We start from the raw sequence: 19192 nt of genomic DNA, 5'->3' as shown, positions 1-19192 counted from the left end.
TCATAGGCAGGTGATGCGTGCGCGCCATGTCCCTGCGGCGACCGGGCGGCTGGCACCTAGAATCGTTTGCATCTGCTTGCCTATGAAAATCCTCATTTCAAACGACGACGGCTACCAGGCGCCGGGCATCCTGGCCCTGTACGAGGCGCTGAAGGACTTGGGTGAGGTCGAGGTCATCGCGCCGGAACACAACAACAGCGCCAAGTCGAATGCGCTGACCCTGAACCAGCCGCTCTACGTTCACGACGGCGCGCGCGGCTTTCGCTACGTCAACGGCACGCCGGCCGACTGCATGCACATCGCGCTCACCGGGCTGCTCGGGTACCGGCCCGACCTGCTGGTCAGCGGCATCAACAACGGCGCCAACATGGGCGACGACACCATCTACTCCGGCACCGTGGGCGCCGCGATGGAGGGCTACCTGTTCGGCATCCCCGCCATCGCCTTCTCGCAGGTGGAAAAAGGCTGGGCGCACCTGGACGCCGCGGCGCAGAAGGCGCGCGAGCTGGTGCAGCACGTCATCGCGCAGCAGCTGCATGCGCAGTCCGTGCCCTTCCTCCTGAACGTGAACATTCCCAACCGGCCGCTGTCGGAACTCGGCCCCTTCGAGGTCTGCCGCCTCGGGCGCCGGCATGCGGCCGAAAACGTCATCTCGCAGACCAGCCCACGCGGCGACACCATGTACTGGATCGGCGCCGCGGGCGCGGCCAAGGACGGTGCACCGGGCACCGACTTCCACGCCGCGGCGCAGGGGCACGTGGCGGTCACGCCCCTGCAGGTGGACCTCACGGACTACGAGGGCCTGGCCGCCTGGAACCAGGGCCTCGCGGCGCTGGGCGCGGGCACGCGATGAACCGACGTCCCAGCTTCCCGGCGCGCCTGCCCGCGTCGCAGCCGGTTGCGACCCGACGCCCGGCGACGCGCACGCCGGTGCCCGCAGGGGCTGCGCCTGCGCCCAGCGGCATCGGCCTAGATTCGGGCGCCGTGCGGGCGCGCATGGTCCACAAGCTCGCGGCGCAGGGCATCACCGACCGCCGCGTGCTGGCCGCCATGGGCGAAGTGCCGCGCCACGCCTTCGTGGACAGCGCGCTCGTGAACCAGGCCTACGAGGACACCAGCCTGCCCATCGGCCTGGGGCAGACCATCTCCAAGCCCAATGTGGTGGCACGCATGATCGAGCTGCTGCTCGGGGGCGAGTGCGATGCGAAGGGCCTGCTCGGTCGCGTGCTGGAGATCGGCACCGGCTGCGGCTACCAGGCCGCCGTGCTCGCGCGCGTGGCGCGGGAGGTCTACAGCATCGAGCGCCTGCGCGGCCTGCACGAGAAGGCGCGCGAGAACCTGCGGCCGCTGCGCATCCCCAACGTGCACCTGCTGTTCGGCGATGGCATGCTCGGCTTTCCCAAGGGTGCGCCGTATGCAGGCATCATCGCGGCCGCGGGCGGTGAAGACCTTCCGCCCTGCTGGATCGAGCAGCTCGCCCCGGGCGGTCGCATCGTCGCTCCGACGCTCATGCCCACCGGGGCGCAGGCCCTGGTGGTCCTGGAGAAAACACCCGCCGGTCTCAAGCGCAGCGTGCTTGAGGCTGTTCATTTCGTCCCCCTAAAATCCGGAATCGCTTGAAGGAAACGCACAAGATGCCCCAGTTGCTGTGGCAGGGTCGGAAGGAGCTTCTCGTCCTGCTGTCGGTGGCAGTCCTGGCGGGCTGCGCCTCCCGCACGCGCGGGCCCGCTCCCATCGAAGACCGCAGCGCCCTAGGTCGCGGCGCACAACAGGCCAGCGTGGCCAACACCCCACCCACCGTCGTGGCCACGCCCGTTTCACCGGGCCTGGCCGAGCCGCCTGCCGACGTGCCGCGCCTTCCGCTGGGCGCCGAAAACGCGGGCAAGCCGGGCTACTACACCATCCGCCCCGGCGACACCCTGATCCGCATCGCGCTGGACACCGGCAACAACTGGCGCGACATCGCGCGCTGGAACAATATCGACAACCCCAATCTCATCGAGGTGGGGCAGGTGCTTCGCATCGTTGCGCCGGTCGCGACGGCGTCCGGGAGCGGGGAGGGTGGGACCACCCGGCCGGTGGCGCCGCCGGCGGTGGCCGGCTCGCCCGTGCCGCCCCCGGGCGGCTCGCGCGTGGTGGCGCCCGTGACGGTGCCGCCACCCGCTGGCTCGGTCGCCCAGGCGCCCACCGCGCCGGCAGCGCCCGCGCCTGCCGCGCCGGTCCCGCCACCCGCACCCGCCCCGGCACCCAGTCCCGCTCCGGCTCCGGCGGCAACCGCCCCTGCGCCCAGCGCCCCGGTGCCGGCGGCCGACGAAGCCGTCGCCTGGGCCTGGCCTGCACCGGGCAACACCGCGGTGCTCGCCGGCTTCGACGAGGCGCGCAACAAGGGCGTGGACATCGCGGGCAAGCAAGGCGACCCGGTGATCGCCGCCGCGGACGGCCGGGTGGTCTATGCCGGCGCCGGCCTGCGCGGCTACGGCAACCTGGTGATCCTCAAGCACAACAACACCTACCTCACCGCCTACGCGCACAACCAGACCCTGCTGGTCAAGGAGGACCAGGTGGTGCGCAAGGGCCAGAAGATCGCGGAGATGGGCTCCACCGACGCGGACCGCGTCAAGCTGCACTTCGAGATCCGGCGCCAGGGCAAGCCGGTCGATCCGGCGCGCTACCTCGGGAGCCGCTGAACCGGCCGGCCGCGTCCCCGCGCGGGGCGTGGCCGGACGTGTGCGGCTTCAGGGCCCCTCGGGCCGCAGCCGTCCTTCCGACGCTTTGGAAAGCCTCAGGAACTCGCGTCCGAGGGCGACGGCCGCGCCTCGTTCGCCAGGTCGCTGGTGGTGGTGCTCCGTGCGCGCTGCAGCTTGATGTGCGCGGCCAGACCACCGGATGTGGTGTTGGCCAGGGCGAAGACGCCGCCCATGCGCTGCACCGTCTTGTCCACGATGGCCAGGCCCAGACCTGCGCCGGTGGCGGCGGTGCGGGCCGTGTCTCCGCGGAAGAAGGGCTTCATCAGGTTGGGAAGGGCCTCCGGGGCGACGCCCGGCCCGTGGTCGCGGACCTTGAGCAGCACCCACTCGCTGCGCGTCTTGGCCGAGATGTCCACCACGGCCATGCCGGTGGACGGCGTCTTGCCGTAGCGGCGCGCGTTCTCCAGCAGGTTGGCGATCACCCGCGCGAGTTCGACTTCGTCGGCCAGCACGTGGACATTGCGCGGCAGCTCCACGTTGATGCGCATGTCGCCGCGGTCCTGCACCGCGTACACGCAGGCCTGAACCACGTCGTTGAGGCTCACCCGCTTGAGTTGGGTGTGGTCGGGGCGGGCGTAGTCCAGGAACTTGTCGATGATGGCGTCGAGCTGGTCGATGTCGGCCGCCATGTGGTCGCGCGCGTCCGGGTCCGCCACGCTCATCTCGGTTTCCAGGCGCAGGCGGGCGAGCGGCGTGCGCAGGTCGTGCGAGATGCCGGCGAGCATCACGGCGCGGTCCTGCTCGATCTTGGCCAGCTGCTGCGCCATGCGGTTGAAGCCGATGTTCACCTCGCGAATCTCGCTGGTGACGGCTTTTTCGTCCAGGCGGCTGGCATCGAAGTCGCCGTCGCGCACGCGGCTGGCGGCAAAGGACAACTGCTTGAGCGGGCGGTTGATCAGGCGCGCGATCAGCGCCGCGCCGGCGAGCGACAGGCCCGCGGCCGTGACCAGCCAGATCAGCCAGGTGCGCCCGCCCACGCGCGAGAAGCGCGCGCGGTCCATCAGCAACCAGTAGGAGTCTTCGCCGATGGTGAACCCCACCCACAGGCCCGGTTCGCCGTTGACGCTGGCGGCCAGCACCGTGCCGGGCCCCAGGCGCGAGACCAGCTCGCGGGCGACGTCCCGGTCCATGCTGGCCGAGTCGAAGGCGGTGTGCCGGTCCGTGGTCTTGCGCGGCATGATGCGCACGCGCTCGCGTTCGGCCAGGGTCTTGATGAGGGACACCCGCGCGATGGCGTCGGAATATTCCAGCGCCGCGCGGCTCAGGTTGACCAGCGAGGCGATCTGCTGCGCCGTCTGGATGGCCCTCGGCTCGAACTCCAGCGCCCGGAAGGTCTGCAGCCAGGCGACGATGGAGCCGATCAGCAGGATGGACAGCAGGAAGAAAGTGCGCCAGAAAAGCGAGAGCCCCACGCGGGGCCGGCTTTCCAGCGGGGCTGGCGCCGTCTCCAGCGGCGTGGGGCCGCTCTGGGTGTCCATGGTGTGCGAATAGCTGCTGGGCAAGGCCTTCCGTTCCTTCGCCTGAAGGCGATCGAAGGGGCGGCGGATCAGCCCGCCCCGTCCGGAACGAAGACGTAGCCCACGCCCCAGACCGTCTGAATGTAGCGGGGAGCGGCCGGGTCGGCCTCGATCAGTTTGCGCAGACGCGACACCTGCACGTCAAGACTGCGGTCGAACGGTTCGAATTCACGACCACGTGCCAGTTGGGCCAGCTTCTCGCGAGACAGCGGCTGGCGCGGATGGCGCACCAGCGCCTTGAGCATGGCGAATTCGCCGGTCGTCAGCGGCAGCTCGTCGCCGTTCTTGCGCAGGGTGCGGGCGCCCAGGTCGAAGGCGAAGGGGCCGAAATTCACCACTTCGTTCTCACTGGAAGGCGCGCCAGGCGCTTCCTGCACCGGCCGGCGCCGTAGCACCGCATGCACGCGGGCCAGCAACTCGCGCGGGTTGAAGGGCTTGCCCAGGTAGTCGTCGGCCCCGACCTCCAGGCCCACGATGCGGTCGACGTCCTCGCCCTTGGCCGTGAGCATGATGATCGGCGTGCGGTCATTGGCCGCGCGCAGCCGGCGGCAGATCGACAGGCCGTCTTCGCCCGGCATCATCAGGTCCAGCACGATCAGGTCGGCCGTCTCGCGCAGCATGAGGCGGTTCAAGGCCTTGCCGTCCTCGGCCAGGATGACTTCGAACCCTTCCTGCGTGAGGTAGCGTCGCAGCAGATCGCGGATCCGGGCGTCGTCATCGACGACCAGGATCTTGTCGGTACGGGCTGCAGTTTGGTTCATGGCGTTCCAACGTTTACTTGTAACAGTGGCCATTTTGCGGGGCTTGTTGCAGCTCGTGCGATCTTTTGCCCCAGGGCTAACACAGGGTTACAAAAGTTGCCCCAGGCGCTCGCGGCCCGGGGAACTGCCTTACGCTGGCGGGTCCCGGCCTCGGCCGGAGCCAGTCATGCAAGGAGAACCATGAGTCAGCTCATCCGTGTCCTGGGCGTCCTGAGCCTCGCCCTGTGCCTTCTGCCCGCCACCGCGCGGGCCCAGGGCACGACGGCAGCGGACGCGCCGCCCCGCAACGTGCTTCACCTCAATGCCTCGGCCGGGGTGGAGGTCGTGCACGACCATGTCCAGCTCACGCTGTCCACCACGCGCGAGGCGCCCACGCCCGGCCCGGTGCAGGAGCAGCTGCGCGCCGCGGTGGACCAGGCCCTCGCCACGCTGCGGCCGCAGGCCGAGGAGGGACAGATGGAGGTGCGCAGCGGTGGCTTCCAGGTGCAGCCCCGCTACGGGCGGGAGGGCCGCATCCAGTCCTGGGCGGGCACGGCCCAGCTCATCCTCGAAGGCCGGGACATCCAGCGCATCAGCCGCGCCGCCGGCCGCGTGGAGACCATGACGGTGGCGGGCCTGGACTTCGGCCTCAGCCGCGAGCGACGCCAGGAAGCCGAAGGGCGCGCGCAGCAGCAGGCCATCGCGCGCTTCCGGGCCCAGGCCGGCGAGCTCGCGCGTGGCTTCGGCTTCGGCGGCTACGAGCTGCGCGAGGTCACGGTGCAGTCGGCCGACCCCGGCCCCTTCCCCCGTCCGCGCATGATGGCCATGGAGGTACGCAGCGCCGCCGCCGATGCGGCGGTGCCGGTCGAGCCGGGCCGCAGCACGGTGACGGTCACCGTCTCGGGCTCGGTGCAGATGCAGCCGTCGGCGGCTTCGCGCTGAGGACGCGGCGCGTGCCCCGGTTCCTGGTCCTGCTGAACCCGGCCTCGGGCGGTGGCCGTGAGGTGGCGCAGCACAAGCGCGAAATCCTGGAGCGGGTGTTTCGCGAGGCCGGGCAGGACCACGAATTCGTGCCCCTGGACTCGCCCGCCGAACTGGCGCACGTGGCCCGGCTGGCGGCCGAACGCGCGCACCGGGAGGACGCCGTCCTGGTCGCCGTGGGCGGCGACGGCACCCTCACCACCGCTGCGCAGGCGGCGCACCACGCCGGCTGCGTACTGGGTGCCGTGCCCCAGGGGACCTTCAACTACTTCGGCCGCGAGCAGGGCCTCTCGCAGGACGCCGAGCAGGCCGCCCGCGCCCTGCTGCGCGCCACGCCCCGGCCGGTGCAGGTCGGCACCATCAACGGCCGCCTGTTCCTGGTCAACGCCAGCCTGGGCCTGTATCCGCAGCTGCTGGACGACCGCGAGGCCTTCGTCGATCGCTTCGGCCGCCACCGCTGGGTGGCGCTGCTTTCGGCGCTGTCCACCCTGTTCAAGTGGCGCCACCAGCTGTCGGTGCAGATCGAGGTGGACGGCCGCGAGCGCCGGCTGCGCACCCCCACGCTCTTCATCTGCAACAACCGCGTGCAGCTCGCCCGCCTGGGCCTGGCGCCCGAGGTGCTGGAGCAGGTCGGCCGCACCCACATGGTCGCCATGGTGCTCAAGCCGATCGGCACGGTGGCCATGTTCGGCCTCTTGCTGCGCGGCGCCTTCGGCCGCCTGGGCGAGGCCGAACAGGTCGAGAGCTTCACCTTCGACCGCCTCACCGTCTCGGTGCGCAGCGCGCGGCGCGTCAAGGTGGCGGCCGATGGCGAGATCGGCATGATGACGCAGCCCATCACCTTCGAGGTCTGCCCCACGCCGCTGATGCTGATGATGCCCAGCGACGAGGACCGCGTCGAGGCGGAATGAGCCTGGTCCTGCACATCTCCGACACGCACTTCGGCACCGAGCAGCCGCCGGTGGTGGCCGCCCTGCAGGCGCTGGTGCGCGAGCGCCGGCCGGACCTGGTCATCCTGAGCGGCGACGTGACCCAGCGCGCGACCGAGCTGCAGTTCGAGGCCGCGCGCGCCACGCTGGCCGGGCTGGGCGATGCGCCCCTGCTGGTGCTGCCCGGCAACCACGACATTCCCCTCTACAACCTCGCGCTGCGCCTGTGGCGGCCCTATGCCCGCTACCTGCGCGCCTTCGGGCCGCAGCTGGAGCCGGTGCTGCACCTGGACGACATGCTGGTGGTGGGCGTCAACACCACGCGGCCCGAGCGTCATACGAACGGCGAGGTCTCGGCGGCGCAGATCGAGTCCGTCTCGCGCACCCTGGCGCGCGCGCGGCCCGGGCAGCTGCGCATCGTGGTCACGCACCAGCCCGCCGCCGTGCTGCGTGCCAGCGACGAGCACGACCGCCTGCTCAACGCCGACGAGGCGCTGCACGCCTGGTCCAACGCCGGCGCCGACCTGGTCCTGGGCGGCCACATCCACCTGCCCTATGTGGTGGAGCTTTCCGGCCAGGCACGGCCCACGCCGCGGCCCATGTGGTGCGTGCAGGCCGGCACCGCCCTGTCGCACCGCGTGCGCTGGGGCACGGCCAACTCGGTCAACCTCATTCACTGGCACGCCGTGCCCCTGGGCCGCACCCGCACCTGCAAGGTCGAACGCTGCGATTACGACGCGAAGACCGAGGCCTTCCTCACGGCCTCGGAACAAACCCTCGGCCTGGCCTGAGCGCAGCCGGCGGAGGTCTGGTCATCCATTAGGATGCGACGAAACCTCGTCGTCCCGGAATCCCCATGACCGAACCGCGCCTGCACCACGTGAACTGCCAAAGCGCAGCCGGGCCGCACCGCATGGCCTACTGGCTCTGGGGCGACGCGCAGGCACCGCAGGTGGTCGTCTGCGTGCACGGCCTGTCGCGGCAGGGGCGTGACTTCGACGTGCTCGCGCGCCGCCTGGTGGACGCCGCCGGCGGCACGCTGCGCGTCGCCTGCCCCGATGTCGTCGGCCGCGGCCACAGCGACTGGCTGCGCGACCCCTCCCTCTACCAGCTGCCCACCTACGCGTCCGACATGCTGGTGCTGCTCACCGCGCTGGACGCCGCGGCGCCGGTGGCCTGGTTCGACTGGGTGGGCACCAGCATGGGCGGCCTCATCGGCATGGCCGTGTGCGGCACGCCCCACCTGCCGCTGCCCGCGCCGGTGCGGCGCCTGGTCCTCAACGACGTGGGGCCGGTGATCCAGTGGCAGGCCCTGCAGCGCATCGGCAGCTACCTGGGGCAGGGCGGCCGCTACGACACCCTGCAGCACGCGGCCGACGCCATGGCCGCCATCTCCGTCGGCTTCGGCCCGCATTCGCGGGAGCAGTGGCTGGCGCTGTCGCAGCCCATGGTGCGCGCCCTGCCGGAAGGCGGCTTCGCCCTGCACTACGACCCGGCCATCGCCCAGCCGCTGCGCGCGCTGCGGCAGGAGGACGCCGCCCAGGGCGAGGCCGCGCTCTGGGCGCTGTACGACCAGATCCGCGCCGAGACCCTGCTGCTGCGCGGAACCGAATCGGACCTGCTGTCGCACGAGACGGCGCTGGCCATGACGCAACGCGGGCCGCGCGCCCGCCTGATCGAGATCCCCGGCGTCGGCCATGCGCCCACGCTGGTGACACCGCAGCAGGTCAACCCCTTGGTGGACTTCCTGCTGCACGAGGAACGCAAGCATGAAAAGCCTGGCGAGCGAGGCGGCTGAGGCCGCGCCCGTTCCGGAGCTGGTCGCCGCCGCCGAGCAGTCCTTGCCCCGCCAGGCCGATGCCCTGGCGCGCGCGCGCGCCTTCGCCGAGCCGCTGATCGCGGGGGAAACCCTGGACACCGGCGAGAACACGCTGGTGCATGCCGATGCGGTCGCCGACATCCTCAAGCAGATGGGCGGCTCCGAGGCAATGCAGGCCGCCAGCTACCTCGTGTATGCCTGCACCCACCTGAACCGCCCGCAGGAGGTGATCGCCAAGGCCTTCGGCGAAAGCTATGCCGCGCTCGCCGTGGAGACCACCAAGCTGGTCGCCGTGCAGCGGCAGGCCCGCGGCGGCGAGGCCCGCCCGAGCGGCGTGCACGCCCAGGCCGAGAACATCCGCAAGATGCTGCTCGCGTTCTCGCGCGACCTGCGGGTGGTCATGCTGCGCCTGGCCTCGCGCCTGCAGACGCTGCGCTGGCACGCCGTCTCGCGCACCGTGCCTCCGCCGGAGGTGGCGCGCGAGGCACTGGAGGTCTTCGCGCCCCTGGCCAACCGCCTGGGCATCTGGCAGATCAAGTGGGAGATGGAGGACCTCGCCTTCCGCTTCCTGGAGCCCGAGACCTACAAGCAGATCGCCCGGCTGCTGGACGAAAAGCGCGTCGAGCGCGAGACCTACGTCGAGCAGCTGCGCCAGCAACTGGAGGACGAGCTGCGCGCCCAGGGCCTGCACGCGCAGGTGCACGGACGGCCCAAGCACATCTACAGCATCGTCAAGAAGATGCGCGGCAAGTCGCTGGAATTCGAGCATGTGTTCGACATCCGCGCCTTGCGCGTGATCGCCGCCGACGAGCGCGAGTGCTATGCGGCCCTGGCCTGGGTGCACCAGCGCTTCGAGCCCATCGAGGGCGAGTTCGACGACTACATCGCGCGGCCCAAGCCGAACGGCTACCAGTCGCTGCACACGGTGGTGCGCGACGCGACCGGCCGGCCCATCGAGATCCAGTTCCGCACCCCGGCCATGCACGAGCACGCCGAGCATGGCGTGGCCGCGCACTGGGCCTACAAGGAGGCGGGCGCCAAGGGTTACGCGGGCGTCTCGGCCAGCAGCGACTACGACGCCAAGATCGCCGTGCTGCGCCAGCTGCTCGCCTGGGAGCGCGACCTGGCCGGCGCGGCCACGGGCCTTTTCGAAGACCGCATCTACGTGCTCACGCCGCAGGCCGCGGTGGTGGAGCTCGCGCAGGGCGCCACGCCGGTGGACTTCGCTTACACCGTGCACACCAGCCTGGGCCACCGCTGCCGCGGCGCGCGGGTGGACGGCGCCATGGTGCCGCTGAACACGCCGCTGAAGAACGGCCAGACGGTGGAGATCGTCACGGCCAAGGAAGGCGGGCCTTCGCGCGACTGGCTCAATCCCGACCTGGGCTTCCTGGCCGGCCAGCGCGCGCGCGCCAAGGTGCGCGCCTGGTTCAACGAACAGCAGCGGCACGAGACGGTCGCCCGCGGCCGCGAGGCGGTGGAAAAGCTCCTGCAGCGCGAAGGCCGCACCGCCTTCAAGCTGGAAGACCTGGCCGCGCAGCTCGGGTTCAAGACCGCCGACGACCTCTTCGCCGTGGTGGGCAAGGACGAGTTCTCGCTGCGCAACATCGAGACCCTGCTGCGCCCGCCGGAGGCGCCGCTGCCGCAGGACGAGTTCCTTCTCAAGAAGCCGCGCTCGGGCGCGGGCACGCCCAAGGGCGGCGTGCTCGTGGTGGGCATCGATTCGCTCATGACGCAGCTGGCGCGCTGCTGCAAGCCGGCGCCGCCCGATGCCATCGGCGGCTTCGTCACGCGCGGCAAGGGCGTGAGCATCCACCGGCGCGACTGCAGCAACTTCCGGCAGATCGCCGCGCGCGAGCCCGCGCGCGTCATCGAGGTGGAGTGGGGCGGCGCACGCGCCGACCGCGAGGCCGTCTATCCGGTGGACGTGGCCGTCGAGGCCGCCGACCGCCAGGGCCTGCTGCGCGACATCTCGGAGGTCTTCGCCAAGGAGAAGATGAACGTCATCGGCGTGCAGACGCAGTCCGTCAAGGGCACGGCCTGGATGACGTTCACCATCGAAACCGCCGACGCGCAGCGCCTCATGAAGGTCCTCACGCAGGTGGCCGAAGTGCAGGGCGTGCGCTCGGCGCGCCGCCGCTGATGCCCGCGGAAGTTGGCCTCTTCGACCCTGCTACAATCGCCGCTTCTCGAACGAACTCAGGCGCGTAGCTCAGCTGGTTAGAGCACCACCTTGACATGGTGGGGGTCGTTGGTTCGAGTCCAATCGCGCCTACCAATCCCGCAAAGGCCCGGCCCCGCAAGGACCGGGCCTTTTGCATTCCGGCAGGCCTCAGGCCGCCTCCTCCGCCGGCAGCTTCAAGCCCACCATCGAGATCCGCGCCCCCTCCATCGCACGCACCACCAGCGTGGCGCTGCCCAGGGGAACTTCGTCGCCGACGACGGCCGGGCGGCCCAGCGCCGTCGCCATCCAGCTCGAAAGCGCCGCATCGGCCTGCGCCTCCGGCAGGGGCAGGCCATAGAACGCGCACACGTCACGCAGCGGCGAGGCGCCGTCCAGGACGAAGTCGCCGAAGACCGCGCGCGTGCGTTTCTCGTCGGCGGCTTCGGGCAGCGCGACCTGCAGGCGGCGGGCGGCCCAGCCGATGGTCGTGCCTTGCAGCAGCAGCGAGACCACCACGACCACGAAGGCCACGTTGAACAGCAGCATGGCGTCGGGCACGCCCGCCATGAGCGGGAACACCGCCAGCACGATGGGCACCGCGCCGCGCAAGCCGACCCAGGAGATGAACCAGATCTCGCGCGGTCGGAAGCGGAACGGCGCGAGGCAGGCCCACACGGCCACGGGGCGGGCCACCAGCATCAGCAGCGCCGCCACGCCCAGGGCCGGGCCGGCGACGGTGAGCACCTGCGAAGGCGTGACCAGCAGGCCCAGCAGCAGGAACATGCCGGCCTGCGACAGCCAGGCATAGCCGTCCATGGCCGACAGGGCGGTGCCGGTGCGCTCGGTTGCGCGGTTGCCCAGCATCATTCCGAACAGGTACACCGCCAGGAAGCCCGAGCCGCCGACCAGGCCCGTCGCCGCGAAGACCGCCAGCCCCGCGGACACCAGCAGCAGGGCCGTGATGCCCGCATCTGAAGGCGGCAGCCGCCGCATCAGCCAGGCGGCCATCAGGCCCGCGACGAGGCCGAAGAGCGTGCCCCAGCCGAACTGCTGCAGCAGCGTGAGCAGCACCGGCGCCGGGCCGCCCGTGGCGCCGGGCTGCGCCTGCAGGATGACCGCGATGAGCGCCAGCGTGAGGTACACCGCCATGGGGTCGTTCAGGCCCGATTCGATCTCCAGCGTGGCCGCGACACGTTCGTTCAGGCGCGCGCCGGAGCTCTTGAGCATGGCGAAGACCGCGGCCGCGTCGGTGGAGCCGACCACGGCGCCGAGCAGCAAGCCCGAGCGCCAGTCCAGGTCCAGCAGCAGCGAGGCGCCCACGCCCGTGATGCCGGCGGAGATCGCGACGCCGAGCGTGGCCAGCAGCAGCGACGGCTTCAAGCCCGTGCGGAAGGTGGAGAAGGCGGTGCGCAGGCCGCCGTCCAGCAGGATCACCGCCAGCGCCGCGTTGCCCACCCAGAAGCTCAGGACGAAGTCGTTGAAGGGGTAGCCGCCGGGGCCGTCCTCGCCGGCCAGCGCGCCAGCCAGCAGGAACACCAGCAGCACCGGAAAGCCCACGCGCGTGGACACGACGCCCGAGAGCACCGAGAGGAACACCAGGACGGAAGCGGCGAAGAGGGGGATGTTGACGAAGTCCACTGCCCGGGCATTCTGCCTGCCGGGCACGACGGAAACGTGGCTTCTCAGCGGCGGATCGACGCACCCTGCATGGCGCCGGAGGCGAGCCGCACCAGCCCCTGCGCTTCGGGCACCCGCTGGCGCAGGGCCGCGGCAACATCGGCCGCCGCGATGGGCCGCAGGTTCGCCGGCACCAGCGGCCGCAGCCAGCGACTGGCCCGCAGGAAGAGATGCTCGCCCCGGCGCGCGGGCTGGCCGAGCGCCGCGCGGTCGCCCACCAGCAGCGAGGGCCCCGCCACCACCACCGTCTCGAAGCCCAGGCCGGCCACGGCCTCTTCCAGCTCACCCTTGACCCGGTTGTAGAACACCCGCGAATGCGCATCCGCGCCCATGGCGCTGACCAGGCCCAGCCGCCGTGCGCCCGCCGCGCGGGCGGCGCGGGCCACCGCCAGGTTGGCGTCGAAGTCCACGGCGCGGAAGGCATCCTGGCTGCCGGCCACGCGGATCGTCGTGCCCAGGGCGAGGTACACCTCTTCCACCGGCGGCAGCGGGGCGAGCTGCGCGAAATCCACGACGAGCAGCTCGAGCTTCGGGTGCGTGACCGTGAGCGGCCGGCGCACCAGTGCCAGGACGGACGCGACGGACGGCTCGTCCAGCAGCCCGCGCAACAGCGCCTGGCCCACCAGGCCCGTCGCGCCCGCGAGGGCGATGCGCCGGCCGCCGGGCGGCCGGGGGTTCGTGTCGTCGTTCATCGCCGGCTCCTTGCAGTCCAGGGGAAACGAGCATACGGGCATCAACAGCGTCCGACACGCACCGTCTCGCCTGCCACCACCGCGCCGCGGCGGCGGGCGCGCTAGGGTCGGGTCATCCATTGGAAGGCAGCAAGCATGAACCTCGAGAAACCCGACATCCTCAAGCGTTTCGACAACCCGGAGCCCTTCTTCCCCGGTGAGCACTGGGTGCTGCTGGTCGCCGGCTTCGGTGCCTGGATGGCGACGCGCAAGCATCACTCGCTGGCCGTGCGCACCCTGGGCACCTTCGTCGGCGCCACGCTCGTGGCCCGCGCCGTGCACGGCCACGACCGCCTGAGCGAGGTCATGCGCCTGACCCCGGTGGGCGGGGGCATCAGGCGCGATCCGGACGACGTGGTCTAGGACCGTGGGCGCCCGCCCAGGCACCTAAGGGTAATCGGCGCTGCGCCACCGGGTCAGGGTGACTACCATCCGACCGTGCAGACCTGGCACCTGGACCCCGCACCCACCGCCCAGCCGCTGAGCGCGCAGGCGGTCGGCCTGCTGCTGGACGCGCCGGACCGCCCGCAACCGGCGGCCGCCTTGATGGCCTTCGTGGACAGCGTGGTGCCGGTGGACTACCTCTCCCTGGTGGAATACCGCAGTGCGCGGCGCGAAGCGGTCGCCGCGCCGGAGCTGGTCGAAGGCCATGCGCGTCCCGGCATGGCCAATGTCACACCCGAGTGCTTTGCCACCTACCGCGAGCGCTTCTGGCGCGAAGACGCCGGTACCCAGCTGGCGCAGCGGGTGGACCAGCCCCGTGGCATGGCCGCGCTGCACGTCGTGGCCGAAGAGATCCACTCGGAATCCTGGCGTCGCGACATCTACGAGCGGGCCCGGCTGCGTTCCCGGCTCAGCTTCTTCTACGCGCCCGTGCCGGGTGCACGCTTCGCCATCAACCTGTATCGCGATGTCGCGCGCGGCGACTTCCAGCCGGCCGAGATCGAGCGGCTGCTCGGGGTTGCGCCGCTGCTGGCGCGCACGCACCGCAACGTGCTGGGTGGCGCGGCCGCACGCCCATCCCATGGCCCCCAAGCCGTGGCTTGGGCCGAGAGCGCGCTGCAACGCCAGCTGCCGGAGCTGTCGCCGCGCGAGCGCGCCGTCTGCGCGCGCATCGCCTGCGGCATGAGCGCCGACGGCATCGCCTGCGAGCTCGACATCGCGCCCTCGAGCGTGCTCACGCTGCGAAAGCGCGCCTACGCCAAGCTCTCCGCCCGTGGCATGCACGGCGGGCGCATGCAGCTCGCCACGCTGGTGCGCTGACCCCTTCGCAAAGACCCTGGGCGTCCCCTTCGAGGGGGACGCCGCGTTCGCCCGCCACGGCCACCATGGAGCGAAGGACTTCATGGAGACACAAGCATGTGGCTGCGCAACTGCTGGTACGTCATCGCCTGGGAGCACGAGATTCCCGCGGCGGGCTCGGCTGAACTTTTCACCCGCACCGTCCTGGGGGAGCCCATCCTCGTCATGCGACGGGAGAGCGGCGGCTTCACCGCCCTGGAAGACCGCTGCTGCCACCGGCTCGCGCCCTTGTCCAAGGGACGGCGCGAAGGCGACTGCGTGCGCTGTGGCTACCACGGCCTGAAGTTCGATGCCTCCGGCCGCTGCATCGAAGCGCCCGGCATCCCGCTGATCCCGCAGAAGGCGAGGGTGCGCAGCTACCCCATCGTCAACCGCAACCGATGGTTGTTCGTCTGGATGGGCGAACCCGAGCGGGCCGACACCGCGCTGCTGCCGGACAACTTCTCCTGCGACGATCCGGCCTGGACGCACAAGCCCGGCTACCTGCACTACGACACGCCCTACCTCCTGATCTGCGACAACCTGCTGGACTTCTCGCACCTGTCGTACGTGCACGAGAAGACCCTGGGCGGCAGCACTGCCATTGCCCAGGCGCGGCCGGAGATCGAGCGCGTGGACGGCCCGGGCATGCCCGGCATCCGCGTGACCCGCCACGTGCCGGGCGTGCCGGTGCCGCCGTACTACCGCCGCATGCGGCCCTTCGAGGAAAGCGCCTTGCTGGACCGCTGGTTCGTCTACGACTTCCTCCTGCCCGGCACGCTGCTGATGCACTCGGGCGGACGCCCGGTGGAGGACGCGCCCGAGGACCTGTCGCGCGCGGTGCGCCTGCACAGCTGCCAGACGCTCACGCCGGAGACGCAGACCACCACGCACTACTTCTTCCAGCAGTCGCACCCGGCCGACCAGGGCGACGAGGGCGTGACCGAAGGCATCTACCAGAGCCTCATCACCGCCTTCAACGAGGACCGCGACACCATCGTGGCCCAGCACCGCAACATCCAGCGCAAGCCCGACGCCCCCATGCTGGCGCTCGCCATCGATGGTGCGCTGGTGCAGTTCCGCCGCCTGCTCGCGCAGCGCGTCGCTGCCGAACACCAAGAGACCGCCTGATCCACGCACCCCCAACGACAAGGAGACAAGCATGCGTCGCACCTTCCTGCTGCAGACCCTGGCCGCCTCGCTCGCGCTGGCCGCCGCGCCCGCCTTCGCGCAGGCGAACTTCCCGAGCAAGCCGATCCGCTTCATCGTTCCCTACCCGGCGGGCGGCGGCACCGACTACGTGGCCCGCCTGATCGGCGAGCGCCTGTCCAAGCGCCTGGGCCAGCCGGTGCTGGTGGAGAACAAGTCGGGCGCGGCCGGCGCCATCGGCGTGGCCGAGGTCGCCAAGGCCGAGCCCGACGGGCACACGGTCCTCATCACCATCAACGACCCGCTGGTGAACAACGTGGCGCTGTTCAAGTCGCTGCCCTACGACCCGCAGAAGGACCTGGCCTTCGTGGCGCAGATCGTGCGCAGCCCCGCGCTCATCTCGGCCGGCACCCAGCTGGGCGTCAAAAGCATGGACGATCTGCGCCAGCTCGCGCAGCGCGGCGGCGGCAAGCTCAGTTACGCCTCCTGGGGCATCGGGGGGCTCGGACATCTGGCGGGCGAGTCGCTCAATCGCGAGCTCAAGGCGCAGATGGTGCATGTGCCCCAGCGCGGCGAAGGCCCGGTGGTGCAGGACCTGCTGGCCAACACCGTCAGCGTCGGCCTGTCCAGCGTGGGCACGGCCAAGCAGCACGTGGCGGCCGGCAAGATCGTGCCGCTGGGCGTGATGAACCACCAGCGCATGAGCGCCATGCCCAATGTGCCCACGCTCAAGGAGCTGGGCTTCAAGGACCCGCTGTACGAAACCAGCGTGTGGATGGCCGCCCTGGTGCCGGCGCGCACGCCCGCGCCGGTGGTGCGCAAGCTCTCGGAAGAAATCCGCGCCATCGCCGCCACGCCGGAGGTCACCGCCTTGCTGGTGGACCGGGGCCTTGAGATGCACCTCACCACGCCGGAGCAGGCCACGGCCAACTACCGTGCCGAGTTCGACATCATCACGAAACGCATTCGCGACCTGGGGATCGAGCCGCAGTAGGAGGACCCGTCGGCCGGCGCGTCAGCGCGCCTCGTGCCCCTCGCCTTGCTCCTCCAGCGCGTCCAGCGTCGCGAGCAGCTCGTCGCGGTCCACCGGCTTGACCAGGAAGCGGTCGGCGCCGGCCTGCAGGGCGCGGTTCATGGAGGCCGCGTCGTCGTTGCCGGACAGCATGACCACCCGGCAGCGCGGAAGCGCCAGCGCGGCTTCGTGCTCGCGCACCCGGCGCAGGGTCTCGATGCCGCTGAGGACAGGCATTTCCATGTCCAGCAACAGGACGTCCGGCCAGCGCTTCATCATCTGCTCCACGGCGACCTGGCCGTTCTCCGCGGTCTCCACCTGGAAGGGGGGGCTGGGCAGGAGCTGGCTGGTGACCAGGCGACTGAATTCGTCGTCGTCCACCAGCAGCAGTGTGCGGGCGGGGCCACCGTCCAGGGATGCGGCCGGCAGCGGCTGCGGCGCCGAGTTCCGCGCTTCCGCGGATTCCATCCTGCCTGCCGGCAGCGTCAGGGTGAGGGTGGTGCCCTGCGCGGCGCTGGTGTGCAGCGTGAGCTCGCCGCGCTGGGCGCGCGCCATGAGCCGCGCGGAGTAGGTGCCCAGCCCCGCTCCGCCGCGCTTGCCGGCGCTCGCGTACTTCTCGAAGAAGCGCGCCGCGATGTCGGCGCGCACTTCGCCGGGGTTGTGGATGCGCAGTGACACCGGATCGCCCGGGCTCAGCGACAGCGACACGCGCCCGCCCGGCGGGGTCGCCTCGATGGCGTTCTTCACCAGGTTGGCGATGATGGAGTAGCACAGCAGCTCCTCGCCGCGCACCGCCACCGCGGTGCGGTCCGAGCCGCCGCCGAAGTCCAGCGTGACGTCGGCGCCGCGCGCGAGCGAGTGCAGGTCCACCAGCACCCGCGTGACCACCTCGCGCAGGTTCACGGTCTGGGGCCGCAGGTCGTAGCTGCCGGTCTCCATCCGGTACAGGCCCAGCGAGAGGTTGACCATTTCCAGCATGCGCAGTCCGGCGCGCTGCAGCACGCCCACCAGCTCGCGCTGCTGGTGCCCGAGGCTGGGGTCGTCCTGCAGCAGGCGCGAGGCGCCGATGATGCTGTTCAAGGGGGTCTTGAGGTCGTGCCGCGAGATGCGCTCCACGTCCTCGCGCAACCGGGCGTTCTCCTCCAGCGTGCGGCTGCGCTCCTCGGCGTTGAGGGCCTGGCTCATGCGCCGCGCGATGACCAGGGCGGGGGAGAGCAGGAAAAGTGCGAAGCCGAAGGGCACGAGCTTGCGGTCCGGGTTGCCGCCGTCGATCAGCAGCAGGTCGGCCAGCGTCGCCAGCAGCACGCAGGCCATGCCGCCGAGCAGCACCCGCGCTTCGGCCCGGCGGTCGGACTTGAGCACCACGCCCACCACGTAGGCGATCACCAGGGCAGCCACCGCGGTGCCCGGCGCCACCAGCTGCGAATACGTCGCCGGCGGCAGCCGCAGCACGGCCCAGGCGCCGGCACACAGCAGCGCCATCACCACCGCCACGGCCCTGCGCGAGATCTCGGTGGGAAACAGCTTCTTGAGCGTGAGAAAGAAGAAGGCCATCGCCGTGATCCAGGCGAAGTACTCCATGCGCATGTACGCGAACCAGGACACCTGCGGTTCCAGCGGCCGCAGCAGCAGCCGCTCGCCGAGCAGGTCCGCGTAAAGGCCCATGGCGAGGCAGAACAGGCCGAAGACCAGCGGCGTGCGTTCGCGCCGCCGCACGGCGAAGAAGATCAGCGCAACCAGGCCCGTGATGCCATAGGCGGCCAGCAGGGCCGCATGCGTGGCGGTGCGGCTCTCGCGCCAATGCGCCAGCACGTCGGCCGGCCCAACGGCCAAGGGGCGCACGAAGCCGCCGGTGCGGTGGTCGAAATTGGCCAGGTGCAGCGTGATGCGCAGCGGGCAGTCGAACTCGCGGGTGATGGGCACGCGGTTGTAGACCGCCGCCCAGGTGTCGGCGGCCGAAGTTCCCGGCACGCCGTGCGCCGCCACGAGTTCGCCGTTGACGAACAGGCGCGAGGCTGTGCGCTGCGGACTCGCCTCCAGCGCCAGGGCCTGGCCGACCGGGCAGTCCACTTGCAGCGCGTAGCTGCCCCAGCCCTGCGGGCCGGGTGGCTTGCCGTCGGCCTGCAGCTCGTTCCAGCCGCCCGGTACGGCTGCAAGGGCGGAATTCGGCACCTGCTGCCAGCGCGGATCGATGAACTGCTGCCAGGCGAAGCCCCACTGGCCGGACAGAAGCACCGGCTCCCTCGGAACGGCGGAAAGCTCGATGCGGCCGGCCACGGCTTCACGATGGCTGGCGGCACTGGCCGGGGAAAACAGGACCAGGAACAGGAGGAGGGCGGCGGCGAAAAAGAACGCGGCAAGGCTTCGGCCGGGCGGCATCCCGCGAGTGTAGGCCGCGGGAACGGCAACTCAGCCGCAAAAAGCCGGGGGCTTCACTGCCTCGTC

At 71.1% G+C, this 19192-nt stretch carries 17 protein-coding genes and 1 tRNA gene; 13 read left to right on the top strand and 5 right to left on the bottom strand.

Going from position 1 to position 19192, the window contains the following annotated elements:
• Positions 1-82: 82 nt before the first annotated feature.
• From surE to EZ242_RS19190, 3 genes are read left to right on the top strand one after another with little or no spacing between them, the layout of a single operon-like run.
• Positions 83-853, top strand: a complete 771-nt coding sequence (gene surE, locus EZ242_RS19200; RefSeq protein ID WP_135286821.1) for a 5'/3'-nucleotidase SurE — start codon at positions 83-85, stop codon at positions 851-853.
• Entirely contained in the window at positions 850-1620 is a 771-nt protein-coding gene (locus tag EZ242_RS19195) for a protein-L-isoaspartate(D-aspartate) O-methyltransferase (protein WP_135286820.1), read from the top strand. Before surE ends, EZ242_RS19195 begins: the two co-directional genes overlap by 4 nt.
• Positions 1621-1634: 14 nt before the next feature.
• Complete coding sequence (locus EZ242_RS19190; RefSeq protein ID WP_135286819.1) at positions 1635-2687, top strand: peptidoglycan DD-metalloendopeptidase family protein; 1053 nt, start codon at positions 1635-1637, stop codon at positions 2685-2687.
• A 95-nt stretch (positions 2688-2782) separates the two neighbouring features.
• Here EZ242_RS19190 and EZ242_RS19185 read toward each other — a convergent pair whose 3' ends face one another.
• A complete protein-coding gene (locus tag EZ242_RS19185; protein WP_135287004.1) occupies positions 2783-4225 on the bottom strand; it encodes a sensor histidine kinase in 1443 nt (480 codons plus the stop codon).
• 68 nt (positions 4226-4293) lie between these two features.
• Positions 4294-5025, bottom strand: coding sequence for an osmolarity response regulator transcription factor OmpR (ompR, locus tag EZ242_RS19180; RefSeq protein WP_135286818.1), 732 nt, complete (start codon positions 5023-5025; stop codon positions 4294-4296).
• Positions 5026-5205: 180 nt separating this feature from the next.
• Between ompR and EZ242_RS19175 the strand changes: the two genes are divergently transcribed.
• The 6 genes from EZ242_RS19175 (at position 5206) to EZ242_RS19150 (ending at position 11011) form a co-directional block, all read left to right on the top strand.
• Complete coding sequence (locus EZ242_RS19175; RefSeq protein WP_135286817.1) at positions 5206-5946, top strand: SIMPL domain-containing protein; 741 nt, start codon at positions 5206-5208, stop codon at positions 5944-5946.
• Between the two features lie 11 nt (positions 5947-5957).
• Positions 5958-6896 carry a diacylglycerol/lipid kinase family protein gene (locus EZ242_RS19170; RefSeq protein ID WP_240787167.1) on the top strand — a complete coding sequence of 313 codons (939 nt, stop codon included), beginning with the start codon at positions 5958-5960 and terminating at the stop codon, positions 6894-6896.
• A complete protein-coding gene (locus EZ242_RS19165; RefSeq protein WP_135286816.1) occupies positions 6893-7705 on the top strand; it encodes a metallophosphoesterase family protein in 813 nt (270 codons plus the stop codon). The genes EZ242_RS19170 and EZ242_RS19165 overlap by 4 nt, the downstream gene beginning before the upstream one ends.
• Before the next feature lie 65 nt (positions 7706-7770).
• Entirely contained in the window at positions 7771-8712 is a 942-nt protein-coding gene (locus EZ242_RS19160; RefSeq protein ID WP_135286815.1) for an alpha/beta fold hydrolase, read from the top strand.
• Positions 8684-10876, top strand: coding sequence for a RelA/SpoT family protein (locus tag EZ242_RS19155; protein WP_135286814.1), 2193 nt, complete (start codon positions 8684-8686; stop codon positions 10874-10876). The genes EZ242_RS19160 and EZ242_RS19155 overlap by 29 nt, the downstream gene beginning before the upstream one ends.
• 58 nt (positions 10877-10934) lie before the next feature.
• A tRNA-Val gene (locus EZ242_RS19150) sits at positions 10935-11011 on the top strand.
• A 54-nt stretch (positions 11012-11065) separates the two neighbouring features.
• On the opposite strand, the gene EZ242_RS19145 is transcribed toward EZ242_RS19150, so the two are convergent.
• On the bottom strand, positions 11066-12535 hold the full coding sequence (locus EZ242_RS19145) for a potassium/proton antiporter (protein WP_135286813.1): 1470 nt from the start codon (positions 12533-12535) through the stop codon (positions 11066-11068).
• A gap of 44 nt (positions 12536-12579) precedes the next feature.
• Positions 12580-13266: an NAD(P)H-binding protein gene (locus EZ242_RS19140; protein WP_135286812.1), complete on the bottom strand. Its 687-nt coding sequence runs from the start codon at positions 13264-13266 to the stop codon at positions 12580-12582.
• A 135-nt stretch (positions 13267-13401) separates the two neighbouring features.
• Here EZ242_RS19140 and EZ242_RS19135 point away from each other — a divergent pair, with 135 nt between their 5' ends.
• From EZ242_RS19135 to EZ242_RS19120, 4 genes are all read left to right on the top strand, one after another.
• Positions 13402-13668 (top strand): hypothetical protein, encoded by a 267-nt coding sequence (locus EZ242_RS19135; RefSeq protein ID WP_135286811.1) that lies wholly within the window; start codon positions 13402-13404, stop codon positions 13666-13668.
• A gap of 75 nt (positions 13669-13743) precedes the next feature.
• Entirely contained in the window at positions 13744-14568 is an 825-nt protein-coding gene (locus EZ242_RS19130; protein ID WP_135286810.1) for a helix-turn-helix transcriptional regulator, read from the top strand.
• A 96-nt stretch (positions 14569-14664) separates the two neighbouring features.
• The gene (locus EZ242_RS19125; protein WP_135286809.1) at positions 14665-15717 is read left to right on the top strand and encodes an aromatic ring-hydroxylating oxygenase subunit alpha; all 1053 of its coding nucleotides are present in this window, start codon (positions 14665-14667) and stop codon (positions 15715-15717) included.
• 31 nt (positions 15718-15748) lie between these two features.
• On the top strand, positions 15749-16729 hold the full coding sequence (locus EZ242_RS19120; protein WP_135286808.1) for a Bug family tripartite tricarboxylate transporter substrate binding protein: 981 nt from the start codon (positions 15749-15751) through the stop codon (positions 16727-16729).
• Positions 16730-16750: 21 nt separating this feature from the next.
• Here EZ242_RS19120 and EZ242_RS19115 read toward each other — a convergent pair whose 3' ends face one another.
• Positions 16751-19126, bottom strand: coding sequence for a response regulator (locus tag EZ242_RS19115; protein ID WP_135286807.1), 2376 nt, complete (start codon positions 19124-19126; stop codon positions 16751-16753).
• Positions 19127-19192 lie beyond the last annotated feature (66 nt).

Source organism: Ramlibacter rhizophilus, assembly GCF_004681965.1.
Taxonomy (GTDB): domain Bacteria; phylum Pseudomonadota; class Gammaproteobacteria; order Burkholderiales; family Burkholderiaceae_C; genus Ramlibacter; species Ramlibacter rhizophilus.
Note: the sequence above shows the minus strand (reverse complement) of the source record. Positions and strands in the feature narration are given on the sequence as shown.

Bases quoted from the DNA above. Each gene is read 5' to 3' on its own strand.
- surE (WP_135286821.1), top strand. From the start codon at position 83: ATGAAAATCCTCATTTCAAACGACGACGGCTACCAGGCGCCGGGCATC.
- EZ242_RS19195 (WP_135286820.1), top strand. From the start codon at position 850: ATGAACCGACGTCCCAGCTTCCCGGCGCGCCTGCCCGCGTCGCAGCCG.
- EZ242_RS19190 (WP_135286819.1), top strand. From the start codon at position 1,635: ATGCCCCAGTTGCTGTGGCAGGGTCGGAAGGAGCTTCTCGTCCTGCTG.
- EZ242_RS19185 (WP_135287004.1), bottom strand. From the start codon at position 4,225: ATGGACACCCAGAGCGGCCCCACGCCGCTGGAGACGGCGCCAGCCCCG.
- ompR (WP_135286818.1), bottom strand. From the start codon at position 5,025: ATGAACCAAACTGCAGCCCGTACCGACAAGATCCTGGTCGTCGATGAC.
- EZ242_RS19175 (WP_135286817.1), top strand. From the start codon at position 5,206: ATGAGTCAGCTCATCCGTGTCCTGGGCGTCCTGAGCCTCGCCCTGTGC.
- EZ242_RS19165 (WP_135286816.1), top strand. From the start codon at position 6,893: ATGAGCCTGGTCCTGCACATCTCCGACACGCACTTCGGCACCGAGCAG.
- EZ242_RS19160 (WP_135286815.1), top strand. From the start codon at position 7,771: ATGACCGAACCGCGCCTGCACCACGTGAACTGCCAAAGCGCAGCCGGG.
- EZ242_RS19155 (WP_135286814.1), top strand. From the start codon at position 8,684: ATGAAAAGCCTGGCGAGCGAGGCGGCTGAGGCCGCGCCCGTTCCGGAG.
- EZ242_RS19140 (WP_135286812.1), bottom strand. From the start codon at position 13,266: ATGAACGACGACACGAACCCCCGGCCGCCCGGCGGCCGGCGCATCGCC.
- EZ242_RS19135 (WP_135286811.1), top strand. From the start codon at position 13,402: ATGAACCTCGAGAAACCCGACATCCTCAAGCGTTTCGACAACCCGGAG.
- EZ242_RS19125 (WP_135286809.1), top strand. From the start codon at position 14,665: ATGTGGCTGCGCAACTGCTGGTACGTCATCGCCTGGGAGCACGAGATT.
- EZ242_RS19120 (WP_135286808.1), top strand. From the start codon at position 15,749: ATGCGTCGCACCTTCCTGCTGCAGACCCTGGCCGCCTCGCTCGCGCTG.
- EZ242_RS19115 (WP_135286807.1), bottom strand. From the start codon at position 19,126: ATGCCGCCCGGCCGAAGCCTTGCCGCGTTCTTTTTCGCCGCCGCCCTC.